Genomic DNA, 21,576 nt, shown 5'->3' with positions numbered 1-21,576 from the left:
CCCTAGCCAAAAGCAAAATAGCGTGCCGGGTTTTCCACAAAGAAATCATGCAGCAGAGCTTCGCCATCAAACCCTGCTTCGTGGGCCTCTTCGATAAATCTTGGCCGCCAGTCGGCCAGAATAAATCTCAGCCCCAGACCGCCTTTACCGTAGTGGGCACTCATGGATTTACGGGCAAAATCACCGCCGATGAGAATTTGTTTCTGGTAGCCACGTTGGCACAGCGCCAAAATGGCCTGGGTGCGGATATGTTCTGGGTAATATTTTATCCGACTCATACCGTCAAAAGAGAGAAATGCCCCGGTGTTGGCAATCTGACGGTGGAGCCACGGATCGGGGTTGCGATCCATATGAGCGAAACACAGGCGGGACAAATCCAGCCCCAAACCTTGAAATATCTTTGCCTGTTCCAATCCCATGGTGCCCATTTCCGTATGACTATGCATCGGGGCACCCGTGCAAAGCTGTGCCCTTACGATGACTTCCATGGTTTTCCGTTCCAGCGGGGAGATGGTGTTATAGCCGGTGCCGCATTTCACCACGCCTGCACGATAATCGCTGCCTTCGATACCCTCAGTGACTTCACGGCTAACGTGTTCAACCAACTCATCAATCGAAGTCCCTTCGACCCATTCCGCAAAGTTTTGCGTCAATCCAGGCCGCTTGCTGCTCCACAGGAACCCTTTGTTAAACCCGGCGGTGGCAATGACATGCACTTGCTGCCGCTTGGCCATTTCGGCGACGGCCACCACCTGACGGCCATAATCGGGAGCCGTGGCGTCATAAATGGCATTGCCACCGGCCTGACGAAAATCCGCCAGTTCTTGCTCTGAAGCCTGCGGATCATCCAGTAATAGATCGTCATTCCTGCGTTCTGCCCAGTAGGGAGGAAGACAGTAAATATGATCGTGGCTGTAGGTTACGCCGAGCTGACTGGCGGCAATATCACCATTTAACGTGCGGATGGATCCCATGAGAACGGCTCCCAGGAACGGAGAAGAAGGTAGCTTCAACATAGGTTAAGATCAGTTGACCAGTCAAGTGATCAAGTTCGCAAATCAACCAATCTATTGGCGAACCACTTGCCTGATAAACAATAATGGCCACGCCATAGCGCAGCCATCAAGAGAAGGGAATATAGTCAGACTCGCCATAGGTGGCATAAAACCCGAACTGAAAGAAATCGAATTGCTCAAGGCAATTCCCGCTGGCTACGTGCAGTATCGCGCCCAGCTTGGCAAAGCGCGGGTTAACCGCTTTAGCCGTATTTTCAACCGTTGTATAAACTCTCTATGGCAATCATCTGTCGCCCTATTTACATAATTATGTAGGGTAGATTAATTAAACACGTCGAAAGTCGAATCAGGCTTTACGCCTTTTTTCTATCGCCCACTTTAATAACGCCGCAGTACGATAAAAACCATGGGCAAACTTGCCGTAAGGCAGGGTTAAAAACAGTGCCATCACGGCCCCCAGATGCACCGCCAGTAATGCCCCCATCAGCGAAGTATCACGGCCAACCAGCAAGGCGATACCGGTAATGCTCACCAACAGCAGTAGCAGGATAAAACCCCGGTCCATCGGCTTTTGTGCCGCATCACCGTGAGCGGGATCGCGGCGCAAGTTAAGCCACAGCAGGCCTGCCGGGCCAATAATCAGCCCTATGCCCCCCAGCGTGCCCAATATCACTGGCAGACTCAGCAACGCATACGGCGCTTCTTGCCCCAGCAAAAAGTGATAGCCGGTGGCCACTATGGTTGAGGCAAAGCACAACATAAAGCCGTAAAACGTGAAGTGATGAAAACGGCGCCGCCGTAGGGTGAAGGCGTCGTCCTCATCGTTACAGCCCTCGCCGTGTCCGCCATCCAGATAGGTTAGCGTCAGCACATTACGGGTAGTTTCTGCCAGCGCAGGCAGGCTGCCCGCCACCGATGAGATCTCCCGCCAGAACCTGCGGGTGCTGAACAGCAACGAACACAGCGAAAATACAAACACGCTGCCAAACATCCCCGCCAGCAGGTTATGGGGGAATATCTGATAAAAGTCACCGGCCAGCGGTTGATGGAGCAGGCTGCCGTTAAGCGCCATCACCAACAGCAGAAACAGCCCGATGCCAAAGGCCAATGCCAGCACCACCGCCATCCCCGCCCGCCGGTACAAGGCACCGAATCTGGCTGGCCAAGCGTATTCCTGATAGGTCTCAACGCGTACCTTGGCCATCGCCTGCGGCACATTAACGGCGAACTCATGGGGAGAAGCGTACTGGCAGGCGTGCAGACAGGCACCGCAGTTATGGCACAGGTTGGCCAGATAGTTGATATCAGCCTTGCCGAACGTCAGCCGGTAGGTCATGGCGGGGAAGACGGCACAAAAGCCCTCACAGTAGCGGCAGGCGTTGCAGATTTGCATCACCCGCTCGACCTCCTGCTCGTTATCGGTCAGGGATTGCGCCTCGCGGATTAATGACTCAAGCTGTTTCATAATTAGCTTCTCGCTGTGCGGCCAGTGCCGATTGATAACCGGCGATACGGCCAAAGACGGTGCCAATAGACATTCCCACACCGGCGGTGTAGCCCTTACCCAGCACGTTGCCGGCCATCATTTCTCCGGCCACAAACAGGTTGCGACTAGGTTGGCCGTTAAAGTGCACGGCGGCATGCTCATTCACTTTTAACCCCAAATAGGTAAAAGTGATGCCGGGTCGTAAGGCGTAACCATAGAAAGGGGGCGTGTCGATGGGCAAAGCCCAATGCGTTTTCGCCGGGGTAAGACCTTCGGTACGGCAGTCGTCCAACAGGGTATGATTGAACGTACCTGGCTGACATGCGCGGTTGTAGGTTGCGATGGTTGTTACAAACTGGGCGGGATCCAGCTCTAATTGCATGGCGAGATCGTGCAGGTTATCGGCTTTCACACCTGGGAAGACCGGTGGCATAAAGCGCCCGATGGCTTTGCTATCAATGATGGAATAGCCGATTTGGCCCGGCTGCTGCGCCACCAAACGGCCCCAGATGGCATAGCGTTTAGGCCAGAAATCTTCGCCCTCATCATAAAAGCGCCGCGCCTGACGGTTAAGCATGATCCCCAGCGAAACACAGTCGACGCGAGTGCAAATCCCGCCGTCATACAGCGGAGCGCGAGCATCAATAGCCACGCAGTGAGATTGGGCAGGGTCACCAATCACATCGGCCCCCGCCTCCATCATAAACTTGAGCAACACCCCTTGATTAAAACGGGTCCCACGGATCAGAAAGTTATCTGCAGGCCATTCACCTGCGTCATTCTTTCCCCAGGCTTCACGTAACCAATCGCGGTTGGATTCAAACCCACCAGCCGCCAACACACAGGCTCGAGCCTCTATCCGTTGATCGCCGATCCGCACCGCAATAAACTGCCCGTCCCGTAACTCGAGAGAATCGACCGGACTATGGTAACGGATTGCCACCCCCATGTTTTCCGCACTGCGATAGTAGGCATTCACCAGTGCTTTACCGCCGCCCATAAAGAAGGCGTTGGTGCGAGCCACATGCAACGCGCCGGACAGTGGTGGCTGAAAATGGACGCCGTGCTTTTTCATCCAGCCCCGGCAGGTCGATGACGCCCGGATCACCATTCTGGCCAGCGGTTCGTTGGTCAGCCCACCAGTGACCTTCAGCAGGTCTTGCCAGTATTCTTCTTCGGGATAGCTGCCCACCAACACATCCTGCGGCGCATCATGCATGCAGCGTAAATTACGGGTATGTTGAGAATTACCGCCGCGCCACTCCTTGGGAGCCGCCTCCAACAGCAATACTGAGGCCCCCTTTTCCCGCGCGGTCAGGGCGGCACACAGCGCCGCATTGCCCCCGCCAATGACCACAACATCAAACATAGTCACACTCTCGGTATTATCCCTTTGTGACTAAAATGTAATTTTTAATATAAAGGCCAGCTAGCGGGCAATGCTTAACGGGGGTTTAGGGATGGTAAAGGGTCGCGCCAGGCCAGTTGCCCTGCGTTACCAGTTGATGGATCACGTTTTGCAGCACCACCCTGGCGGCCAAGCCAACCGGCGAGAGTTCATCATCGGAAAGGCTGACCAGAAAATTGGGGCGGCTTAATGCCGGGTTATTTATTTCTATCACTATCAGGCTGTCATCCAGAATGCGTGAGATGGCCGCACCGGGCTGAATGGTAGCTCCCAGCCCCTGGCGAACGGCGTCCATCAAAATCGCCAGCCCGTCAATCTCCGCCACAACGGTTAGTTCCAACTGTTGGCGGGCAAAGCTGGCATTCAGCAACGCCCTCAGACCATGGGTCCGACTGGGCAAAATCAGCGGCAGCGAGCAAAAGGCTTCGGGCGTAATAGGTCCATCCTGAAAACGTCCGATAATCTCTTGGGTGCCAATCAAAAACAGTCGCTCGTCCAACACCGGGATCGCGCTCCAGGTCTGCAGCTTTCTATGTTGGAATACCACCGCCAGATCCAACTGGCGGACCTTGATCATCGACGCCAGATTTCCGGACAGGCTTTCTACCACATGCAGGCGGATATCGGCATAGCGCTCACGCATTGCCAGAATAAACGGCAGACCGAGCACTGAGGCAGTACTTGGGGCCATCCCTACGCTGACGTGCCCAGATAAGCGGGCCTGCTTGGCGGCCCGCACGGCGTCATCGGCATGGCGCAGGGCCAGTTGAGCCTGAGAATAAAAGGCCAGACCGGCGTCGGTGGCGACAATCCCACGCGAGGTGCGTTGCAATAGGCGAATTGCCAGCTCGCTTTCGAGCCGACTTATCTGCTGGCTCAAGGCCGAGACGCCAATATTCAGGTCAAGCGCGGCCTGGCCCATGCTGCCTAATTCAACGGTGCGAACAAAATAACGTAACTGTCTCAGTTCCACCCTTCTCTCCCATTAACCGCCAGCGTTACCCTATACTTATCATGGAAAAGCTAACAGAGAAGAGCAATGTCTTGCGGAGCGGTAAATTTCATCATCATATAACCGAGAAATAGCAGGCCAGCCAGGCTGGCCTGCTGAGGCTTAGCGGGAACGTAAATCCAGCGCCACGTCGACAATCATATCTTCCTGACCGCCCACCATGCGGCGTTTACCCAGCTCGATCAGAATGTCCACCGCGTTGATCCCGTATTTTGCCGCGGCCACTTCACAGTGGCGCAGGAAACTGGAGTAAACTCCGGCGTAGCCCAGCGCCAACGTTTCACGATCGACACGAACGGGCCGATCCTGCAACGGGCGCACCAGATCGTCCGCCGCATCCATCAAGGCATACAGATCCGTGCCATGACGCCAGCCAAGTTTATCCGCCGCCGCAATAAACACCTCAAGCGGCGCGTTACCGGCTCCTGCCCCCATCCCTGCCAAGCTGGCATCCACGCGATCGCACCCTTCTTCCACCGCCACCATTGAATTGGCGACCCCAAGGCTGAGATTATGGTGCGCATGGATACCGGTATGCGTTTCTGGTTGCAACACCGCTTTCAAGGCTCGGAACCGGGCACGGATATCGTGCATATTCATCGCGCCGCCAGAATCCACCACGTAGATGCAGGTTGCCCCGTAGCTTTCCATCAGCCTGGCCTGGCTGGCCAGATTTTCCGGCGTCGTCATATGGCTCATCATCAGGAAACCCACGGTATCCATGCCCAGCTCACGGGCATAGGCGATATGCTGTTTGGAGACATCGGCTTCGGTACAGTGAGTGGCGACACGCACTACCCGCGCCCCGGCGTTATAGGCATCCTTCAAATCGTGAATGGTGCCAATGCCCGGCAGCAGTAAGGTGGCGATTTTAGCGTGGGTGGTGACGTCTGCCGCCGCCGCAATCCACTCAAGATCGGTATGTGCGCCAAAGCCGTAGTTGAAGCTGGAGCCCTGCAGACCATCGCCATGCGCCACTTCAATCGAATCCACCTTCGCCGCATCCAGCGCCCTGGCAATGTCCTGCACATTTTGCAGCGTATATTGGTGACGGATCGCGTGCATCCCGTCGCGCAGGGTCACATCCGAGATAGTGATTTTTTTCTCGTTCATAGCCGTTCTCCAGCAACGTGTGCCATGGCCTGAGCCATACGCTCGGCGGTCGCCAGCGCAGCGGAAGTCATGATATCAAGGTTGCCTGCATAGGCAGGTAAGTAGTGCGCCGCGCCTTCAACCTCCAGAAACACCGAGGTTTTCAGGCCAGAAAAACGGCCAATCCCCGGTAAGTTAAGCGGTGCATCGGCAGGGATGACATCAAACTGTACTTTCTGCTTCAGCCGATAGCCGGGCACATAGGCCTGCACGGCCGCCGCCATTTCATTGATTGAAGCCTCAACCTTGTCTTGATCGACGGCTTCACTCAACACATAGACGGTATCACGCATCATTAAGGACGGTTCCGCCGGGTTCAACACGATAATCGCTTTGCCCCTCTCTGCCCCGCCAACTACCTCGATGGCCTTGCTGGTGGTTTCGGTAAACTCGTCGATATTGGCGCGGGTGCCCGGCCCGGCAGACTTACTGGCAATGGAGGCGATAATTTCGGCGTAATGAACTCTGGCCACCCTAGCTACCGCTGCCACCATCGGAATGGTCGCCTGCCCGCCGCAGGTCACCATATTGACGTTGACCTGGCTCAGATTTTCCTCCAGGTTCACTACCGGCACGCAATAAGGGCCAATCGCCGCAGGCGTCAGATCGATCAGCCGGATCCCCGGTTTGGCCGCCCGCAGGATGGCATCATTTTTAACATGAGCACTCGCGCTGGTGGCATCAAAGACAAAATCAATGTCGGCGAACTCAGGCATCAGGATCAGCCCGTTAACGCCGGTATGACAGGTTGCAACCCCCATCCGGCGAGCACGAGCCAGGCCGTCCGATTCAGGATCGATCCCCACTATCGCCCCCATCTCCAGATGCTTGGCGTTACGCAGGATTTTAATCATCAAATCGGTACCGATATTACCGGAACCGATGATCGCCACTTTTCTCTTGCTCATCATTGGCTGTCCTCATAGAAGTGGGCAGAAACCGTGCCGACGCCTTCAATTGTTGCCGTAAAACTGTCACCTGCTTGCACCGGCACCATCGGGCCCAGTGCTCCAGTCAGCACAACATCACCCGCTCGTAACGGCGTGCCGAGGCTGGCCATTTTGCGTGCCAACCAGACGGCAGCATTAATCGGATGCCCAAGACATTCACTTCCACGCCCGCTAGACACCACCTCATGATTGCGCGTCATGCTCATGCCGCAATGTTGCAGATCCACCTCATCGATGCGACGCACCGGGCCACCCAGCACATACACGCCACAGGAAGCGTTATCCGCCACGGTATCGACAAACGCGATCGACCAGTCCTTGATGCGGCTGCCCACCACTTCCAGCGCTGGCAATACCCACTCCACTGCGCTACATAACTCATCGAACGTGGTATCGGCATGCGGTAAATCACGATCCAGCACCAACGCAATCTCCGCTTCGATACGGGGCTGCATCACCCGCGAAAATGGAATGTCCTGGTTGGTGCCGTAGCACATGTCGGCAAACAGGGTGCCGAAATCCGGCTGGTCAACTCCCAGCTGTTGCTGAACCTTGGGATGGGTGAGCCCTACTTTGCGCCCCACCACTCGGCGGCCAGCAGCCTGCCAATGCTGTACGTTCAACTGCTGGATGGCATAGGCCGCCTCGCCGTTGTCGAGGCCTAGGCGATCGCGCAAGGGCTCAATCACCTTGCCGCTGAACTCGGACTGCCGTAGCGCCGCAGCCAATTGCTCCAAATTGTCATCACTCATCATTCGCTCCCTGATTAATGCTTGAGAAAATCTACGACCATGCGGTTAAAGCTGTCGGCATGTTCCCATTGCGCCCAATGCCCACAGTTGCTGAACACATGCAGTTGTGACCCGGCAATGCCTGCCAGCAGGCGCAGCCCGGTATCCATCGGCACAAAACGATCGTTACGCCCCCAGACGATCAGCGTCTGGGCTTTGATTTCACCCAGGCGCGGGCTAAAATCCGGGAACTGCTTCGGATTGACCGACAGGCTCTTGACGAAGTTCTTCAGGTGGTCACGGTGCGCCAGAATATTGTCGAGGCGGGTTTTGAACAGCGCTTCAGTCAGATCGCTGGGATCGTAAACAAAAATTTTCATCATTTTGCGCAGGTTCTCGATGTTTGGCTCACGGTAGAGCCCCTGCAGCAGCTTGATCCCTTCCGTTGGCATCGGCACAAACGGGCTAGCACCACCGGTACCGCCCCCCATCAACACCAGTTTGCCAACGCGCTCAGGCCAGGTCAGGGTAAACGCCACGGCGCTGTGGCCGCCCATCGAGTTCCCCAGCAGATGTACCTGCTCCAGATCCAGCGCGTCCACCAGCCCTTTCAAAATGCGGGCATTGAGGTCCGAACGGGAACCGGTACTGACGATCGAATCGCTCTTGCTCCAGCCAGGGAAATCCAGCAGGATCACGCGATAACCCGCCGTTACCAGCGGTTGAATATTACGGCTGAAGTTCGCCCAGCCGCTGGCTCCGGGGCCGGAACCGTGCAGCATGACCACGGTTTGTGCACCACTGCCACAGTCGTTGTAATGGATACGCAGGCTGGCTTCACCCTCTTGGATCTGCACGAAGCGGCTGGTATTTTCTTCAGTAAGGTCAAAAGATTGCGATGTCATGATGGTGCTCCTTTATCGTTATTATTTCCGCGGTGCGGCGCTGATTGAGCCGAACCCGGCGATCCACTCGGGAAGCTCGCGGTAATAGCGCCCCTCGGTCTGATAAGGACCAAATGCCGATAGTGCAGCAAAGGCGGCCATCCAGGCTTTAACCTCATGGGTTGAGCGGCCAGCGATCGCCGACAGTTCGTCATTGCCCAGCCCATCCAGTTCCGCCAACTGTCCGCCGGAAAGAATGTCCATAAACTGGTTGTCCCAGACCGGGTTGAGAGGATGTAAGGTGCTCTGATCCTGCACAAAAGCACGGGCAGCAGAGATAACGCGGTGCTGGCGTAATTGGCGCTCGTCTGCCGGTAATTGGCGGCCACTGCCCAACAGGCGGTCACGCATATGAGCGTCAGCCTCGGCCAACTGAGGTACCGGCGGCTGGTGCGAAAGCCCACCAGAGCCCAGGATCAATACTCGTTTATCCAGGCCACGGGCAAAACGCCCGATAGCTTCACCCAGCAGGCGCGTTCGCTTGAAGCCAGGCAAGGGTGGCGCAACCCCATTGATAAATACCGGCAGCACCGGGCAGTTCGCCAGGCCACCGAGCAAATACTCCAGCGGCTGGGCAAAACCATGATCCACCTGCATGCAGTAGGAAACCGCAACGTCGACCCCCGCATCCAACACCGATTGAGCGCAGGCCTCGGCCAGCTTCGCAGGCACCGGCAGCTCGCCAGCGGCACTGCTGAAGTCACCTATCGCCGTAGCGGCCATACCAATGCAGAACGGCGGCATGATGTCGTAGAAAAAGCCGTTGTAATGATCTGGCGCGAACAGGATCACCAGTTCAGGATCAAATGCCTGGATCCGCTGCCGTGCGTCGGCAATAGTTTTTTCCACTTCGGCCAGCACCGCTGGGGCCGGATCAACGTAGCCCACTAACGGGGAATGAGAGAGACAATGAAGATAAGCGTTCATATCAAGCCACCTTGTTTTTAATCATTAGCGTGTTTAGCGCGGAACGGCTATTCCAGACGGTCCAGGTTCCGGGCGTAAAAGCCCCCCCTCACCTGCTCGCGACACCAGATCAACTCCCTCTCCTGCGTAAGAGAGTGGGGTGAGGAGGGGAAACCGGTTAGCCATGACAGGGCTAAATCAAGCTCTTTAGTGCAACCTGTGGATCAACCAATAACCTTTCATCTATCTGGCTACCTTGCTGGATCAGCCTGCGAAGATGGCGCATTTCCCGCCTCTGGTTCAGCGTGATGGCCCCCACCAGCCGACCCTCTTGCAACCCAAACCAGATGGCGCTGTGCGCCTCAACGCTGCCGCGCACCAACCAATATTCGCTCTGCATGGCCCCGATAAACTGAATATTGCTGTCGAACTGATCGGTCCAGAACCACACCGGCACCGTGGGCGGTAACGGCTGATCCAACATGGCACAGGCCGCCACCAGTGCCTGCTGGTTGGCGTTATCCCAGGTCTCCAGGCGGACAAGTTGCTCACCCTGACGGCGTAAAGTGACATCTCCAGCCGCATAAATATTGGCAACCGAAGTACGGCAATGGTCGTCGACAATAATGCCGTTGGCGGTGGCTAATCCGGCCTGGGCAGCCAGGCGATCGTTGGCTTCAATGCCGATGCCATAAATCACCGCGTCACCCATCAGCCGTTCACCGTCCTGCAACGTCAGCACTACGTTTCCCTGTTCCAGAGCGGCGTGCTCAATCTGGGTATTAAGGCAAAGACGCACCTGATGCTGTTGATGCAGGCTCATCAGATAATCGCGCACCGGCGGTGGAGCATTGCGCCCCATCACCATCGCCGCCTGCTCAATCACCGTCACCTCACAGCCACTCTGCTTCGCACTGGCTGCCAACTCGAGGCCAATGGTGCCGGCACCGACAATCAGGATCCGTTGGTTGGCAGTTAGTGCTTCACGTAACCGCCTGGCATCTGCCGCAGTACGCAAGGTATGCGATTTATCACCCAACGCATCCAGCGATATGAGCCGTCGAGCCTTGGCCCCAGTCGCCAACAGCAACCGGTCCCACTCCAGTTCTTCACCATCAGCCAGTAGCACCGTGTGCTGTAAGGTATCGACCGCGACAACCTGCGTATTGCGGCGCAGGACAATGGCATTCTCCTCATAGAAGGAAGCAGGCAGAATGTCTTGCAACTGCGGGGTGGGCGACAGCAACATGGCTTTCGACAAAGGGGGACGTTCGTACGGAATTTCCGGCTCTTCGCCGATCAGGGTGATGCCACCGGTAAACCGTTGTGCGCGTAGGGCTGCGGCCGCCATAGCTCCGGCCTGACCACCGCCGATAATCACTATCTGTTTCATGTTGGCTCCTATAGCTGCAATCCACCCGCCACGTGGCGAATACCCCGAATGGCCAGGCCCGCATCGGCATTGATCATCACGCCGCTCAACGTCCGGTTGTTACGGCGCGAGGCCAGCATCAGGTAAGGGCCGGTAAAATCTTCCGGCGCAGGGGAAAATTGCAACGGCAAAATGGCGGCAATCTTTTCCGGCGTCAGCGATTGCATAATCGAGGTGTCGTGCTGCCCAAGCGCCTGTGGACCACGCAAGTCACTGGCCATGCCACAAGGCCCGACGCCATTGACCCGAACCTTGGGGGCCAGTTCATAAGCCAACTGACGGATCAGCCCTACGTCAGCATGCTTGCTGGCGGTATACAGCGGGCCGCCGCCGCCGGGATACCAGGCCGCATTGGAAAGCGTGAAGATCATACTGCCGCAGGAGTGGATCAATGCCGGAGCACTGGCTTTGGCGCCCAACAGATAGCCTTTGACGTTAACGGCAAACAGCTCGTTAAAGCCGGACTCCAACTGCTCCGCCGGTGTCGCCAGCAACGAGGCATTATGATCCCAGATACCGGCATTGCCGATAAAACAGTCCAGACGTCCAAAGCGGGACAGCGCCATCTCCACCGCACGCTGATTATCGGCAAAGGAAGTCACGTCACCCTGCACAGCCACAACCTGCTCGCCAAACTGCTGCTGTAACCGGCTGACCTTTTCCGCTGAACGTTCCAGGGTCGCCACCCTGGCACCCTCCTCGATAAAGCGCGCCACCAGAGCCAGCCCCAAGCCTGAGCCGCCACCGGTTATCAGCACTACGTCATCTTTAAGATCGGACATCAGACGCCCTCCGGTAAATCGATAAACACGGCCCCCTCTAACACGGTGACCTGGTAGGTTTGCAGCGACTCCGTGGCGGGCATGCACAATGCTTTACCGGTCTTCAGGCAAAAGCTGGCCGAGTGCAGTGGGCATTCCACGGTCGCGTCATCCTCGATATAGCCCTCAGACATCGACGCATTGCCGTGGCTGCAACGATCGTTGATCGCGTAATATTCACCGCCCACGTGAAACAACGCGATCGTCGGCTCAGTATCGAGCCGGAGAGCTTCCCCCTCCGGCAACGCCCCAACAGCACAAGCATGGATTCGTTTCATCAGAACAGGATGCTCATGTTGTGGGAGGTGATAACCGCCTGATCGAGAATGATTTCACGCCCACACAGTCCCCAGCCCTCTTCGGTTGAACGGCGGCGCAGCAGATCGGTACGGGTGCCAACGTAGATAGTTTCATCACGCTCTTTTTGCGACCGGTAAAGCAGGTAGTTCACTCGCACGGAGAACACATCGGCCTGTGCCGTTTCGCTGATAATGCAGTTGTTGACCATATGGCGAGTGCGGGACGGCGGCTCTTCAGCCCAGGCCATCCCGGTTTCCAGACGCGCGATCCGGCGTTCAAGCTGTGATTTGGTGTCGTTGAAAATCCAGGTGGTCGGTGGTTGAACGCCTTTGCGCCGATCGCGAGTCTGGGCATTGACCCTAGTGCGCATGGTGTAGCTCAAATCATCGTCAAGCAGTTCCAGCCAGGCACGGAACGCCCAATCATCTAACAGGGCGGCTTCGCGGTAGAGAAACTGGGTAATCTGATGCTGGAGTTCCATAGAGATCGGATGGCTCATTTCATCACCTCCTGCTGGTAGGCTGCGGTTTTCTCTTGGACTTCCTGCCAGGTATCGCTGCTCAGCAAATCCGCCCAACGTTGGTACATGCCGCGCGCGGCGGTTTCAGAAAAGATGTAGTTGGTAATACCGGGGATACCGTCTTCACGGCGTTTTTCCTGATTCAGCCCCATCTCCAGGCATAATGGATTGTGACGGGCCTGGTGGCCTTTGAGCAGTTTCTGGATCTCAGCCCAGTTTTCCGAATCATCCTGCTCAAGGAAACCGGCTGGGCCAAAGGCTCGAGTGGCGCTATTTTCAAACGCCGCTTTGGTTTCCGGCGAGGCGGCCTTATCGGCAATGCAGAACGCCCAAACCTCAACCTGATCTGGCCCACGGGGATGCCAGACACGCATAGTGGCGGTGCCATTGAGCCAGGAAAGCGTAGGGAAAATATTGTTATGCCCGGCCAGGCGCAAAGCACGGATCTTGCCCAGACGCTGCTCGGCTTCGGGGTAGCTTTCCCGGTAGTAGCGCGAGACTTCACCATCAACCCACACGTTGGCGTCCGGCTTTTCGGTAAAGAAGAAGCCGCAGCCGTGGCCATCCTGACCGAATTGCACCGCCTCTTTGGCGGTTTCCCACACCGGGCGTGCGGTCTGGTCATTACCCAGTTTTTTATCGCTGCCATCCTGCATGCCGCCCAGTACCTGTACCGCCGAGACATGGCTGAACAGGGCATGATACTGATCGCTGGCGAACTGCTCGGCCGGGAACTTCCAGTTGCAGTTAATTACCCACTTCTGCACGCCACCGACAATTTCGGTGCCGCCTTCCCGCCGATCCAGCAAACCATCCAGATACCAGGCCATATCACCCAGATACTCTTTGAGTGGCGGAGCACTGGTATCCCAGTTGCCAAATATCAGGCCTTTATAGCTTTCGACACCAGGCACTTCCTTCAGCCCCCAATGCGATTTGCACAAGCCTTGTGGATAGGCGCGCGGCTCCAATGGCACCTCAGTCAATTCGCCATCGATGCCATAAGACCAGCCGTGATAAGGGCAGGTAAAAGCACGGGTATTGCCACTGTCCGCGTAGCTGACACGCATCGCGCGATGGCGACATTGGTTGAGAAACGCTTTGATGGAGCCATCTTTCTGACGGATGACGACTACCGCGTCTTCACCAATGTAGGTGTTAAAGAAATCGCCTGGTTTTGGTATTTGGCTTTCATGGGCCAGAAACAGCCAGCAGCGGCCAAATATACGCTCAAGCTCTAATTGATAAATGTCCGGATCGGTGTAGATCCGTGGCAGAACTTGTCCATTCCGGGTGTCGATCAGGCTATAAACATCTAATTTTGCGTTGGTGGTCATATTATTTGATCCTCATCCAAGAGATGTATTGACCTTCGTAGGGGTTACGCAAAGGATGTTGCTTTCCAGTTACTATTTTGTGAAATAGTAAAAAACGACCGTACCAGACATTTTTTCTATGATGGGAGAAAAAGGCATGGAGCTAAGACACTTACGTTATTTTGTCGCGGTAGCCGAAGAACTCAATTTCACCCGGGCCGCCGAGAGGCTACATACGTCGCAGCCCTCATTGAGCAGCCAGATAAAAGATCTTGAGGGTTGTGTCGGCGCGCCATTATTAATAAGAAATAATCGTCAGGTTTCGCTAACCCGCGCCGGAGAGGTGTTTTTACATCAGGCGATCAATATTCTTGAATTGTCAGAGCAGGCAAAACAGCTGGCGCGTAAGGCCATGGAGCAACAGGTTCGGCTGATCATTGGCTTTGTACCCTGTGCGGAAGTGAATATCCTGCCCGACGTTCTGCCCCAGTTACGCCAGCGGCTACCGGCGTCCAGCATCGAACTGGTGAGTATCATTACCACTCAGCAAGAAGATAAGTTATTGAAAGGAGAAATTGACGTTGGTTTTATGCGCCGCCCGATTATCAGTAATCAGCTGAACTACCGGGTGGTTTATCGTGAGCCCTTGGTGGTGGTGATGCCCATCGATCACCCACTGAGTAAAGAATCGCAGCTAGAACCGCATCATCTTGATGGCGAAAATTTTATCAGCACCGATCCGGCCCACTCCGGCGCGTTGTACCAGATGGTGACAGCCTATCTCGCCGAGGCCCGGTGCAAGCCCAAGATCGTGCAGGCAGCGACCAATATTCTGGTCACCATGAATCTGGTGGGAATGGGGCTAGGCTTGTCCATTGTGCCGCGCTATGTCAGCCATTTTCAGTCATCGAACGTGGTCTTCCGCCCGCTACCGGCCAGTGCACCGCAGATCGAATTATTGATGGCGTGGCACAGAGAGAACAGCAGCGCGGCGCTGGCACAAATGATTGATCTGGTGGAAGAGCAACCTGAGGTTTAGCCGCATCCAGTCCTTTTTTGCACTCTCAGAACCCACTACTTGGGCGGGTCTTTGAGAGATGGCTAGGCGACAGCTTCGCGCTTTTCCTTACGCACCACGTTGACCCGCCAGATGCCAAAGCACACCAGCACCAGCGCCACGGCATAACGCCATTCCATGATGCTTTCCTGTAAGAAAATGGCCGACAGCACCGCGCCGGAAACCGGGATCAGGAAGTTGAACGGCGCAATCATGCCCACGCGGTTATATTTCAGCAGCAGGCTCCAGAGCGCGAAAGCGACCGAGGACAGCAGCGCAAGGTAGCTCAGGATCGCCACCGATGCCCAACCGTGGAACTCTAATCGTCCCCCCGCCAGATATCCCCCTACCGTCAGCATCACGCCGCCGATGGCCAGTTGCCAACCGGTCATGATGGTCGGATCGACGGTCTGCGAAATCCGCTTGCCATACAGCGTAGCGGCCGAAAGGATAAACGCAGCGATCACCACAAAACCGTCCCCCAGCCAGCTAAAACTGAAGTCCATCAGTTGACTGTTGAAGTTCACCACCATCACCCCGGCAAAGCCCACCACGCAGCCGACGATTTTATTCATGCTAAGACGATCGTTTTTATAAATGAAATGCGCCAGCAACACGCTAAAGAAGGTGCCGGTCGCGTTCATGATCGATCCTTTTACCCCAGTGGTGTAGGCCAGACCGATATAGAAGAAAACGTATTGCAGCGCCGTTTGCGTGCTCCCTAACACCACCAACTGTGAATACTGGTGCCGTGACAAACGGCCGATGGGTTTACCCTGCAAGATGGCAAACAGCAGTAGCAAGGCCCCGGCAATCACAAAGCGGTAACCGGCAAAAACGATCTTGCCGGGGAGATCGTCGGTGGCGATCTGGAAAATGTCATAACCGTTTTTAATCGCCGGGTAGGCACTGCCCCACAGCAAACAGCAGAAAGCCGCACACAGCCAGACGAACTTCGGCTGGGTAAACAACGACAGGTTAGTCTTCACGCCCCTTTCCTTTCAAAAAATTAAAATCCCGTTTCATAATTGCGTATTATCCGTCAAAACAAAAAAATAGCCCGCTGTTTAATCAATAATTTGGCTGATCTCTTCGCCGTCACAACGCGTTATGATAGGGCAGGATAATCAACACTCAGGAGAACATGGCGTGTCTACCGCAACCTTTAGCCGTTTAACTTCCCTTCTTGACCAACACCAAGCCCGCTATCGCGTGGTTGAGCATCCTAAGGCAGGCAAATCCGAAGAAGTCGCCAAGATACGCGGCACCCAGTTGGGGCAAGGGGCGAAAGCGTTGGTGTGCCACGTCAAGGGCAACGGCATCAAGCAGCACGTGCTGGCCATCCTGCCCGCCGACCAACAGGCCGATCTCGGCGCGTTGGCACAGGGTGTTGGCGGGACTCGCGCCTCTCTGGCCAGCCCGGTGGAAGTCGACCAACTGACCGACTGCGTCTTTGGCGCGATCCCGCCGTTCAGCTTCCACCCGGATTTGCTGCTGGTGGCCGATCCGCTGCTGTTTGAGCGCTTTGACGAGTTGGCCTTTAATGCTGGCACGCTGGAGCGTTCGCTGATCCTCAACACTGGGGATTATCAGCGCATTGCTGAGCCTAGACTGGTGAATTTCGTCCGCATGGCGTGATTTATTGTTGGCGCAGTAGCAGCTTGGCCATATTGATGGCCTCAATCAGCTGTGGCCGATTAACCCGTGGTGATTGGCTGTCCAACAGGCGTTGCCACAAGTTTATCGCCTTGGCATATTCCGTATGCAAAAAGGCATCGGCAGCCAGCAGCATCAGCGCCGAGACCTCATCCTTATCCAGTGCCAAGGCCTTTGCTATATTGCTCTCCACCTGCGGGGTAATCCGCTGCCCTGCCTGGTAATAAAGCACCGTTGCCAACGCCGAGTACAGTTCGGCATTCGCCCCCCGCAGTGCCAATGCCCGCTGATAGGCCGCCTGCGCATCGGCAAAATTATCGTTAAACAGATAATATTCTGCCAGCTGCGCCCACAACACGCTGTCTTGCGGTGACTGCTCGATCTGTTGCTGTAACTGCTTTAACTCGCTTTCGGCCTGCTGCTGAGGCGTGAGCGGCTGGACAGGCAAGCTGCGCTTATGCTGTTCGGCCAACACGGTGGCCGGGCGGCCGCTGGCCACATACCAACCCGCGGTGAGGCCAAGCACCAGCACGATAAACAGCAGAGGGTAAGAGCGCGATTTCATTCTGCTTTCCTCCGCCGCCATAACACCAGCCCGATCGCCCCCAACATCAGCGGTGGCAGCCCCCAAAGTAACAACGTAGAGGACTCAAAAGCCGGTTGGTAGCGGACAAAGTTGCCGTAGCGTGCCGTCATAAAATTCATGATTTCCGCCTGCGTTTTGCCTTGTTCGGTCATGGCGAACACCTCATGGCGCATGGCGACCGCCGCAGGGGCATTGGACTCCAGCAGGCTCTGATTCTGGCATTGCGGGCAACGGATCTGGCCTGCCACTGCCAGCGCCCGCTCCTGCATTTCCGGCGAGGTGAATGCCCAGGTATCGACGATCTGGGCCGCCAGCGGCAACGTGATGCTCCCCCACAACAGCAGAGCGATTAACCAGCGCATGCTTGCCTCCTTTGGCAACCGGTAGCCAACACGCCAATCATCATCAGCGCCCCTCCCCACCAGATCCAACGGATGCCGGTCTGTACATAAAAACGCATGGCGTAACGCTGCTCGCCGCTTTTTTCACCCATCACCACGTACCAGTCATGGAAAGCGTTCCAGTCGATGCCGGGCTCAAACATCTGTTGGCGGCGGGCGGTATAAAACCGCCTTTCAGGCGTCAACTGAGCAACGGGCTTGCCTTGCTGGGTAACCTCAATCACCGCCTGTTCACTGGTGAAATTAGCCTGAGCCAGTAGATCTACCGAACGCAGCGTAAATTGGTATCCCGCCAGGCTGACCGTCTCACCCACGGTGACGTTCAGGCTGATTTCATGGCGTTGCAGCACCGAACTGGCGATGCCTAACGCCGTCAGCAGCACTCCGGCGTGAGCGATCCACTGGGCATAGCGCCGCCGCCTAAATCCGCCGTAACACATCAACACCAAACCCAGCAGCCCAAACGGCAGCAGAACCAGATTGAAATAAGGCGCACCGACCGAGATCTGCCCCCATCCCATCATCCGATAGAGCATCGGGTACAAAGTACCCACCAGCACGATCAGGGCGGCGGAGCTGAGAAGCAACAGCGCGCCGAGCAACGCAGGTTTCACCGGGAACGTAACGGTTTTCCCCCGGTTGGCGCGTAACGCATAGATCAAAAACGACGACCCGCTAAGAAACGCAAACAGGATAAACAGCGGCAAGGCGCGCTGCTCATCCAGCGCAAAGGCGTGCACTGAAACCAGGATGCCAGAACGCACAATCAGGGTGCCCAACAGGCTGAGAACAAAGGTGCCCAGCGTCAGCAATAGCGACCAATGCCGCAATCCTCCGGTACGCTGGCCGACCGCCAAACTGTGTAACAAAGCGGTCGCGGTCAGCCAAGGGAGCAGTGAAGCATTCTCCACCGGATCCCAGAACCACCAGCCGCCCCAGCCCAGTTCGCTGTAAGCCCACCAGGACCCCAAAATGATCCCGGCGGTAAGGAAACACCATGCCGGTTTGGCCCAGCGCAGGCACTGCCCGGCAATCTCGGCGCTAAACTCCCCTTGCAGCAAAGCAGCCAGCATCAGAGCACTACAGGTGGCAAACCCGGCATAGCCCAAATAGAGCAGCGGAGGGTGCAGGATCAGGCCGATATGTTGCAGCATCGGGTTCAGATCGCGCCCTTGAACCGCGGCGGGGAAGATCCGAACGAAAGGATCGGAGAAGAACAGGATAAAAAGCAGAAAACAGCCGACGATCAGCGCAAGAATGGCCAACGTGAGCGGCTGTAGTGGGCATACCGATTTGGGGCTGAATAAGGCAAAGCAGGCAGACCAACCGGCTAGGCACAGCAACCAGAGCAGCAGCGAACCTTCGTGCCCACCCCACAGCGCCCCGGCCTTCATCAACGGTGGCAACTGGCTGTGACCATGTTGGGCTACGTACATGACCGAGAAGTCATTACTCAAAAACAGCTGTAGCAGAATGGCGAAAGACAGTGCGATTAACACAAAAATGCTCAGGCTCCAGCCACGCGCTGGCAACAGCCCACCCCAACGGCGATCCATCAACGTCAACAGCGTGATGCCAGCCAGCAGCAGCGACGCCGTGCAGGCCAGCAATAACGCAATAAATCCCAGCTCGGGTAACCACAACACATCTACCGCCTTATTCTGCTACAACATGCCCTCAGGCAACCGTCATCTGCCCGGCATACAGAATGAAATAACGCAGCAACAGCACACCACACAGGCTAGCGCCGCTGATCAACAGGATATGGAAATGCGCTTTCCCCCAGCCCAGAGCTTTCAGCAGCAATGGCATAATCAGCCCACAGCCGACGACGCCTAACCAGAACCACCAGGACCAGAACCCACCGCCAAGCGCGGCCGACAAGGCACGGAGTTTGCCGTCATCCCCTAGCCACAGGCCGATGAAGAACGCCGCCAGCAGGAAGATCTCCAGCCACACCACCGGCGTCTCCAGGCGATGCAGGAAATGCACTTCCCGGCTGTGCAGATGACCTTTAGGGCCGAAGGCCGCCACCAGCAGTGCCACCGCGATCCCGGACGAAACGCCCGAGAACAGGAACAGCACCGGTAACAACGGGTTATTCAGCATCGGGTACGACTTCAGCGCCGAAAGCAGGAAGCCGGTATAAGCCCCCAACAGCACCGCCAACACCAGCATCACCGTTTCTATTGGCCGCAACAACGGCAGCAAGCGCTGCAGCAGGCGCGGGATCAGCGCCAACTTTGGCAACCAACGCTGTTGTAGCGCCGCCACCTCGTCACGGAAAATCAGCGCCAGCCAGACCACCAGCACCACCATGTAGACCTGGAACAGCATCACCCCCATCGACATCACCGAGGTGAAGCTATAGTGGAACATCAGTTTCCAGAAGGTCCACGGACGGGTCAGGTGGAAAATCAGGATCACCAGCCCAAGCATGACCGAGGTTGGCGCGACAAACAGCGTGGTCAACATTACCCGGCTGTTAGAGGCCCCCTCCTCTGGATGATAGCGGCGCAACAGAATAGCCAGGGTGACCAGACCGGCGGAGATGCCGATCAGGAACAGGTAAATCGCAATGGGCCAGTCCCAGACCAGAGAGTCAAAATGAAAGGCAGAAGTCATTGACTTGTCTCCCCATATTTAAACGGCACGCGATACATTTTTGGCCGTGTCCCTAACGCTATCTTGTAGCGATAAGTGGTCTTTTGCTGCAACAGACGCGAAATATCACTGTGCGGATCGTCGAGATTTCCAAAGGTTAATGCCTTGGTGGGGCACGACAATACACAGGCTGGCTGCTTGCCCTGACGCAGGTTGGTCTTGCGGCAAAAATCGCATTTATCCGCCGTTTTGCTCACCGGATGAATAAAGCGCACCCGGTAAGGGCACGCAGCGATGCAGTATTGGCAACCGACACAGAGATCCGGGTTGACGTCGACAATGCCGCTGGCGGCATCGATAAACGAGGCACCCGTTGGGCAGACATGTACACAGGGAGCGTCATCGCAATGCTGGCACGAATGGCGGAAAAACCGGTACTTCACGTCCGGAAATTGGCCTATCGGTTCGCTACGAACGATCTCCAGGCGTGAAACGCCCACCGGCACCTGATTGACTTCGCGGCAGGCATCGATACAGGCGGTACAACCGATGCAACGCGACTCATCGTGGATCATGCCGTAACGGATGCCATTGACGTTCATGGTGCGCGCCAGCAGCTTTTCCGCCAGGGTCGAGCCAGCCGCCAACACGCCAATACCTACGATAAAACGGCGCCGTGAGCAGCTCATGGCTGCCCCTTATCCAGCCTTACGGACGCTGGATTAAACGCGGGATCATCCTGTTGTTGACGGTGGCAGTCCACGCAGAGCTTGATGCGCCCCTTGTCGTTCAGCCCTTGTACCTTATCTTGCTGCGGGTGCAACGTATGGCAGCTGGCGCAGCTCACCTTGGCCAAATGTACATCATGTGGCCAGAAGGCTTTTTGCAACGTCTCCGGCAAGTGGCAAGACATGCAAACGCTGTTTTGCTGTTCCACGCCGAACATGGGCTCGTTGAAACGCATCACATCCTTCACGCCCTCACGGTGATGCAGCGAAGGTGAGCCGTGACAGTTGGTGCAGGTCAGCGGCAATTTGTTATTCGGGTTAATGGCTCCCGCATGTTTACCGTGCATCGCATTCTGTTGCGGCTTATGGCAGCGCAGGCAGGCCTCATCCGGATTACGTTGCAAGGTGACTTCCGCCGATTTCTGTTGAACCGCGGGGCTGTCGGTCTGGGCCGATACCGGTAATACTGTCAGCCAAAGGCTACAGGCAAGCACCCCGGTAGTTAATAACGAACGCAGTACGCTCATATTGACTCCATTTGTTTACGCCC

23 protein-coding genes are annotated in these 21,576 nt (G+C 56.2%); 2 read left to right on the top strand and 21 right to left on the bottom strand.

Annotation, left to right across the window (positions count from 1 at the left end):
* Positions 1–2 precede the first annotated feature (2 nt).
* From KGP16_RS07240 to hcaE, 14 genes are all read right to left on the bottom strand, one after another.
* Positions 3–974, bottom strand: a complete 972-nt coding sequence (locus KGP16_RS07240) for a phosphotriesterase (RefSeq protein ID WP_223501092.1) — start codon at positions 972–974, stop codon at positions 3–5.
* A 388-nt stretch (positions 975–1,362) separates the two neighbouring features.
* Positions 1,363–2,481 carry a tricarballylate utilization 4Fe-4S protein TcuB gene (tcuB, locus tag KGP16_RS07235; protein WP_223501090.1) on the bottom strand — a complete coding sequence of 373 codons (1,119 nt, stop codon included), beginning with the start codon at positions 2,479–2,481 and terminating at the stop codon, positions 1,363–1,365.
* On the bottom strand, positions 2,468–3,871 hold the full coding sequence (tcuA, locus tag KGP16_RS07230) for an FAD-dependent tricarballylate dehydrogenase TcuA (RefSeq protein ID WP_223501089.1): 1,404 nt from the start codon (positions 3,869–3,871) through the stop codon (positions 2,468–2,470). Before tcuA ends, tcuB begins: the two co-directional genes overlap by 14 nt.
* A gap of 85 nt (positions 3,872–3,956) precedes the next feature.
* A complete protein-coding gene (locus KGP16_RS07225; RefSeq protein WP_223501088.1) occupies positions 3,957–4,883 on the bottom strand; it encodes a LysR family transcriptional regulator in 927 nt (308 codons plus the stop codon).
* A 141-nt stretch (positions 4,884–5,024) separates the two neighbouring features.
* Positions 5,025–6,035, bottom strand: a complete 1,011-nt coding sequence (gene mhpE / locus KGP16_RS07220) for a 4-hydroxy-2-oxovalerate aldolase (protein WP_223501087.1) — start codon at positions 6,033–6,035, stop codon at positions 5,025–5,027.
* Entirely contained in the window at positions 6,032–6,982 is a 951-nt protein-coding gene (locus KGP16_RS07215; protein WP_209528614.1) for an acetaldehyde dehydrogenase (acetylating), read from the bottom strand. Before KGP16_RS07215 ends, mhpE begins: the two co-directional genes overlap by 4 nt.
* Complete coding sequence (gene mhpD / locus KGP16_RS07210) at positions 6,982–7,776, bottom strand: 2-keto-4-pentenoate hydratase (protein WP_021805352.1); 795 nt, start codon at positions 7,774–7,776, stop codon at positions 6,982–6,984. Before mhpD ends, KGP16_RS07215 begins: the two co-directional genes overlap by 1 nt.
* A 14-nt stretch (positions 7,777–7,790) precedes the next feature.
* The gene (locus tag KGP16_RS07205) at positions 7,791–8,660 is read right to left on the bottom strand and encodes an alpha/beta fold hydrolase (protein ID WP_209528587.1); all 870 of its coding nucleotides are present in this window, start codon (positions 8,658–8,660) and stop codon (positions 7,791–7,793) included.
* Between the two features lie 21 nt (positions 8,661–8,681).
* On the bottom strand, positions 8,682–9,626 hold the full coding sequence (gene mhpB, locus KGP16_RS07200) for a 3-carboxyethylcatechol 2,3-dioxygenase (RefSeq protein ID WP_223501086.1): 945 nt from the start codon (positions 9,624–9,626) through the stop codon (positions 8,682–8,684).
* A gap of 172 nt (positions 9,627–9,798) precedes the next feature.
* Positions 9,799–10,998 (bottom strand): 3-phenylpropionate/cinnamic acid dioxygenase ferredoxin--NAD(+) reductase subunit, encoded by a 1,200-nt coding sequence (hcaD, locus tag KGP16_RS07195; RefSeq protein WP_223501085.1) that lies wholly within the window; start codon positions 10,996–10,998, stop codon positions 9,799–9,801.
* Positions 10,999–11,006: 8 nt separating this feature from the next.
* Complete coding sequence (hcaB, locus tag KGP16_RS07190) at positions 11,007–11,819, bottom strand: 3-phenylpropionate-dihydrodiol/cinnamic acid-dihydrodiol dehydrogenase (protein ID WP_209528583.1); 813 nt, start codon at positions 11,817–11,819, stop codon at positions 11,007–11,009.
* Complete coding sequence (hcaC, locus tag KGP16_RS07185; RefSeq protein WP_037375150.1) at positions 11,819–12,136, bottom strand: 3-phenylpropionate/cinnamic acid dioxygenase ferredoxin subunit; 318 nt, start codon at positions 12,134–12,136, stop codon at positions 11,819–11,821. The genes hcaB and hcaC overlap by 1 nt, the downstream gene beginning before the upstream one ends.
* Positions 12,136–12,657, bottom strand: coding sequence for a 3-phenylpropionate/cinnamic acid dioxygenase subunit beta (gene hcaF, locus KGP16_RS07180; protein WP_071682298.1), 522 nt, complete (start codon positions 12,655–12,657; stop codon positions 12,136–12,138). The genes hcaC and hcaF overlap by 1 nt, the downstream gene beginning before the upstream one ends.
* A complete protein-coding gene (gene hcaE, locus KGP16_RS07175; RefSeq protein WP_223501084.1) occupies positions 12,654–14,015 on the bottom strand; it encodes a 3-phenylpropionate/cinnamic acid dioxygenase subunit alpha in 1,362 nt (453 codons plus the stop codon). The genes hcaF and hcaE overlap by 4 nt, the downstream gene beginning before the upstream one ends.
* A 136-nt stretch (positions 14,016–14,151) precedes the next feature.
* On the opposite strand from hcaE, the gene hcaR reads away from it, so the two are divergent.
* Entirely contained in the window at positions 14,152–15,033 is an 882-nt protein-coding gene (hcaR, locus tag KGP16_RS07170) for a DNA-binding transcriptional regulator HcaR (RefSeq protein ID WP_223501082.1), read from the top strand.
* Between the two features lie 62 nt (positions 15,034–15,095).
* On the opposite strand, the gene KGP16_RS07165 is transcribed toward hcaR, so the two are convergent.
* On the bottom strand, positions 15,096–16,040 hold the full coding sequence (locus KGP16_RS07165; protein ID WP_021805361.1) for a DMT family transporter: 945 nt from the start codon (positions 16,038–16,040) through the stop codon (positions 15,096–15,098).
* Between the two features lie 160 nt (positions 16,041–16,200).
* Between KGP16_RS07165 and KGP16_RS07160 the strand changes: the two genes are divergently transcribed.
* Positions 16,201–16,689 carry a YbaK/prolyl-tRNA synthetase associated domain-containing protein gene (locus KGP16_RS07160; RefSeq protein WP_021805362.1) on the top strand — a complete coding sequence of 163 codons (489 nt, stop codon included), beginning with the start codon at positions 16,201–16,203 and terminating at the stop codon, positions 16,687–16,689.
* A gap of 1 nt (position 16,690) precedes the next feature.
* On the opposite strand, the gene KGP16_RS07155 is transcribed toward KGP16_RS07160, so the two are convergent.
* The 6 genes from KGP16_RS07155 to nrfB are packed head-to-tail and all read right to left on the bottom strand — an operon-like array spanning position 16,691 to position 21,553.
* On the bottom strand, positions 16,691–17,272 hold the full coding sequence (locus KGP16_RS07155; RefSeq protein WP_094981136.1) for a heme lyase NrfEFG subunit NrfG: 582 nt from the start codon (positions 17,270–17,272) through the stop codon (positions 16,691–16,693).
* Positions 17,269–17,655 (bottom strand): heme lyase NrfEFG subunit NrfF, encoded by a 387-nt coding sequence (nrfF, locus tag KGP16_RS07150; RefSeq protein ID WP_223499086.1) that lies wholly within the window; start codon positions 17,653–17,655, stop codon positions 17,269–17,271. Before nrfF ends, KGP16_RS07155 begins: the two co-directional genes overlap by 4 nt.
* Positions 17,643–19,340, bottom strand: coding sequence for a heme lyase CcmF/NrfE family subunit (locus KGP16_RS07145; protein WP_223501081.1), 1,698 nt, complete (start codon positions 19,338–19,340; stop codon positions 17,643–17,645). Before KGP16_RS07145 ends, nrfF begins: the two co-directional genes overlap by 13 nt.
* A 31-nt stretch (positions 19,341–19,371) precedes the next feature.
* Complete coding sequence (nrfD, locus tag KGP16_RS07140) at positions 19,372–20,319, bottom strand: cytochrome c nitrite reductase subunit NrfD (protein WP_094981139.1); 948 nt, start codon at positions 20,317–20,319, stop codon at positions 19,372–19,374.
* Positions 20,316–20,987, bottom strand: a complete 672-nt coding sequence (gene nrfC, locus KGP16_RS07135; RefSeq protein ID WP_021180036.1) for a cytochrome c nitrite reductase Fe-S protein — start codon at positions 20,985–20,987, stop codon at positions 20,316–20,318. The genes nrfD and nrfC overlap by 4 nt, the downstream gene beginning before the upstream one ends.
* On the bottom strand, positions 20,984–21,553 hold the full coding sequence (gene nrfB / locus KGP16_RS07130; protein WP_081367049.1) for a cytochrome c nitrite reductase pentaheme subunit: 570 nt from the start codon (positions 21,551–21,553) through the stop codon (positions 20,984–20,986). The genes nrfC and nrfB overlap by 4 nt, the downstream gene beginning before the upstream one ends.
* Positions 21,554–21,576: the final 23 nt, after the last annotated feature.

Source organism: Serratia sp. JSRIV006 (assembly GCF_019968685.1).
Lineage (GTDB): Bacteria > Pseudomonadota > Gammaproteobacteria > Enterobacterales > Enterobacteriaceae > Chania > Chania fonticola_B.
This window is presented reverse-complemented; position numbering and strand designations above follow the sequence as displayed.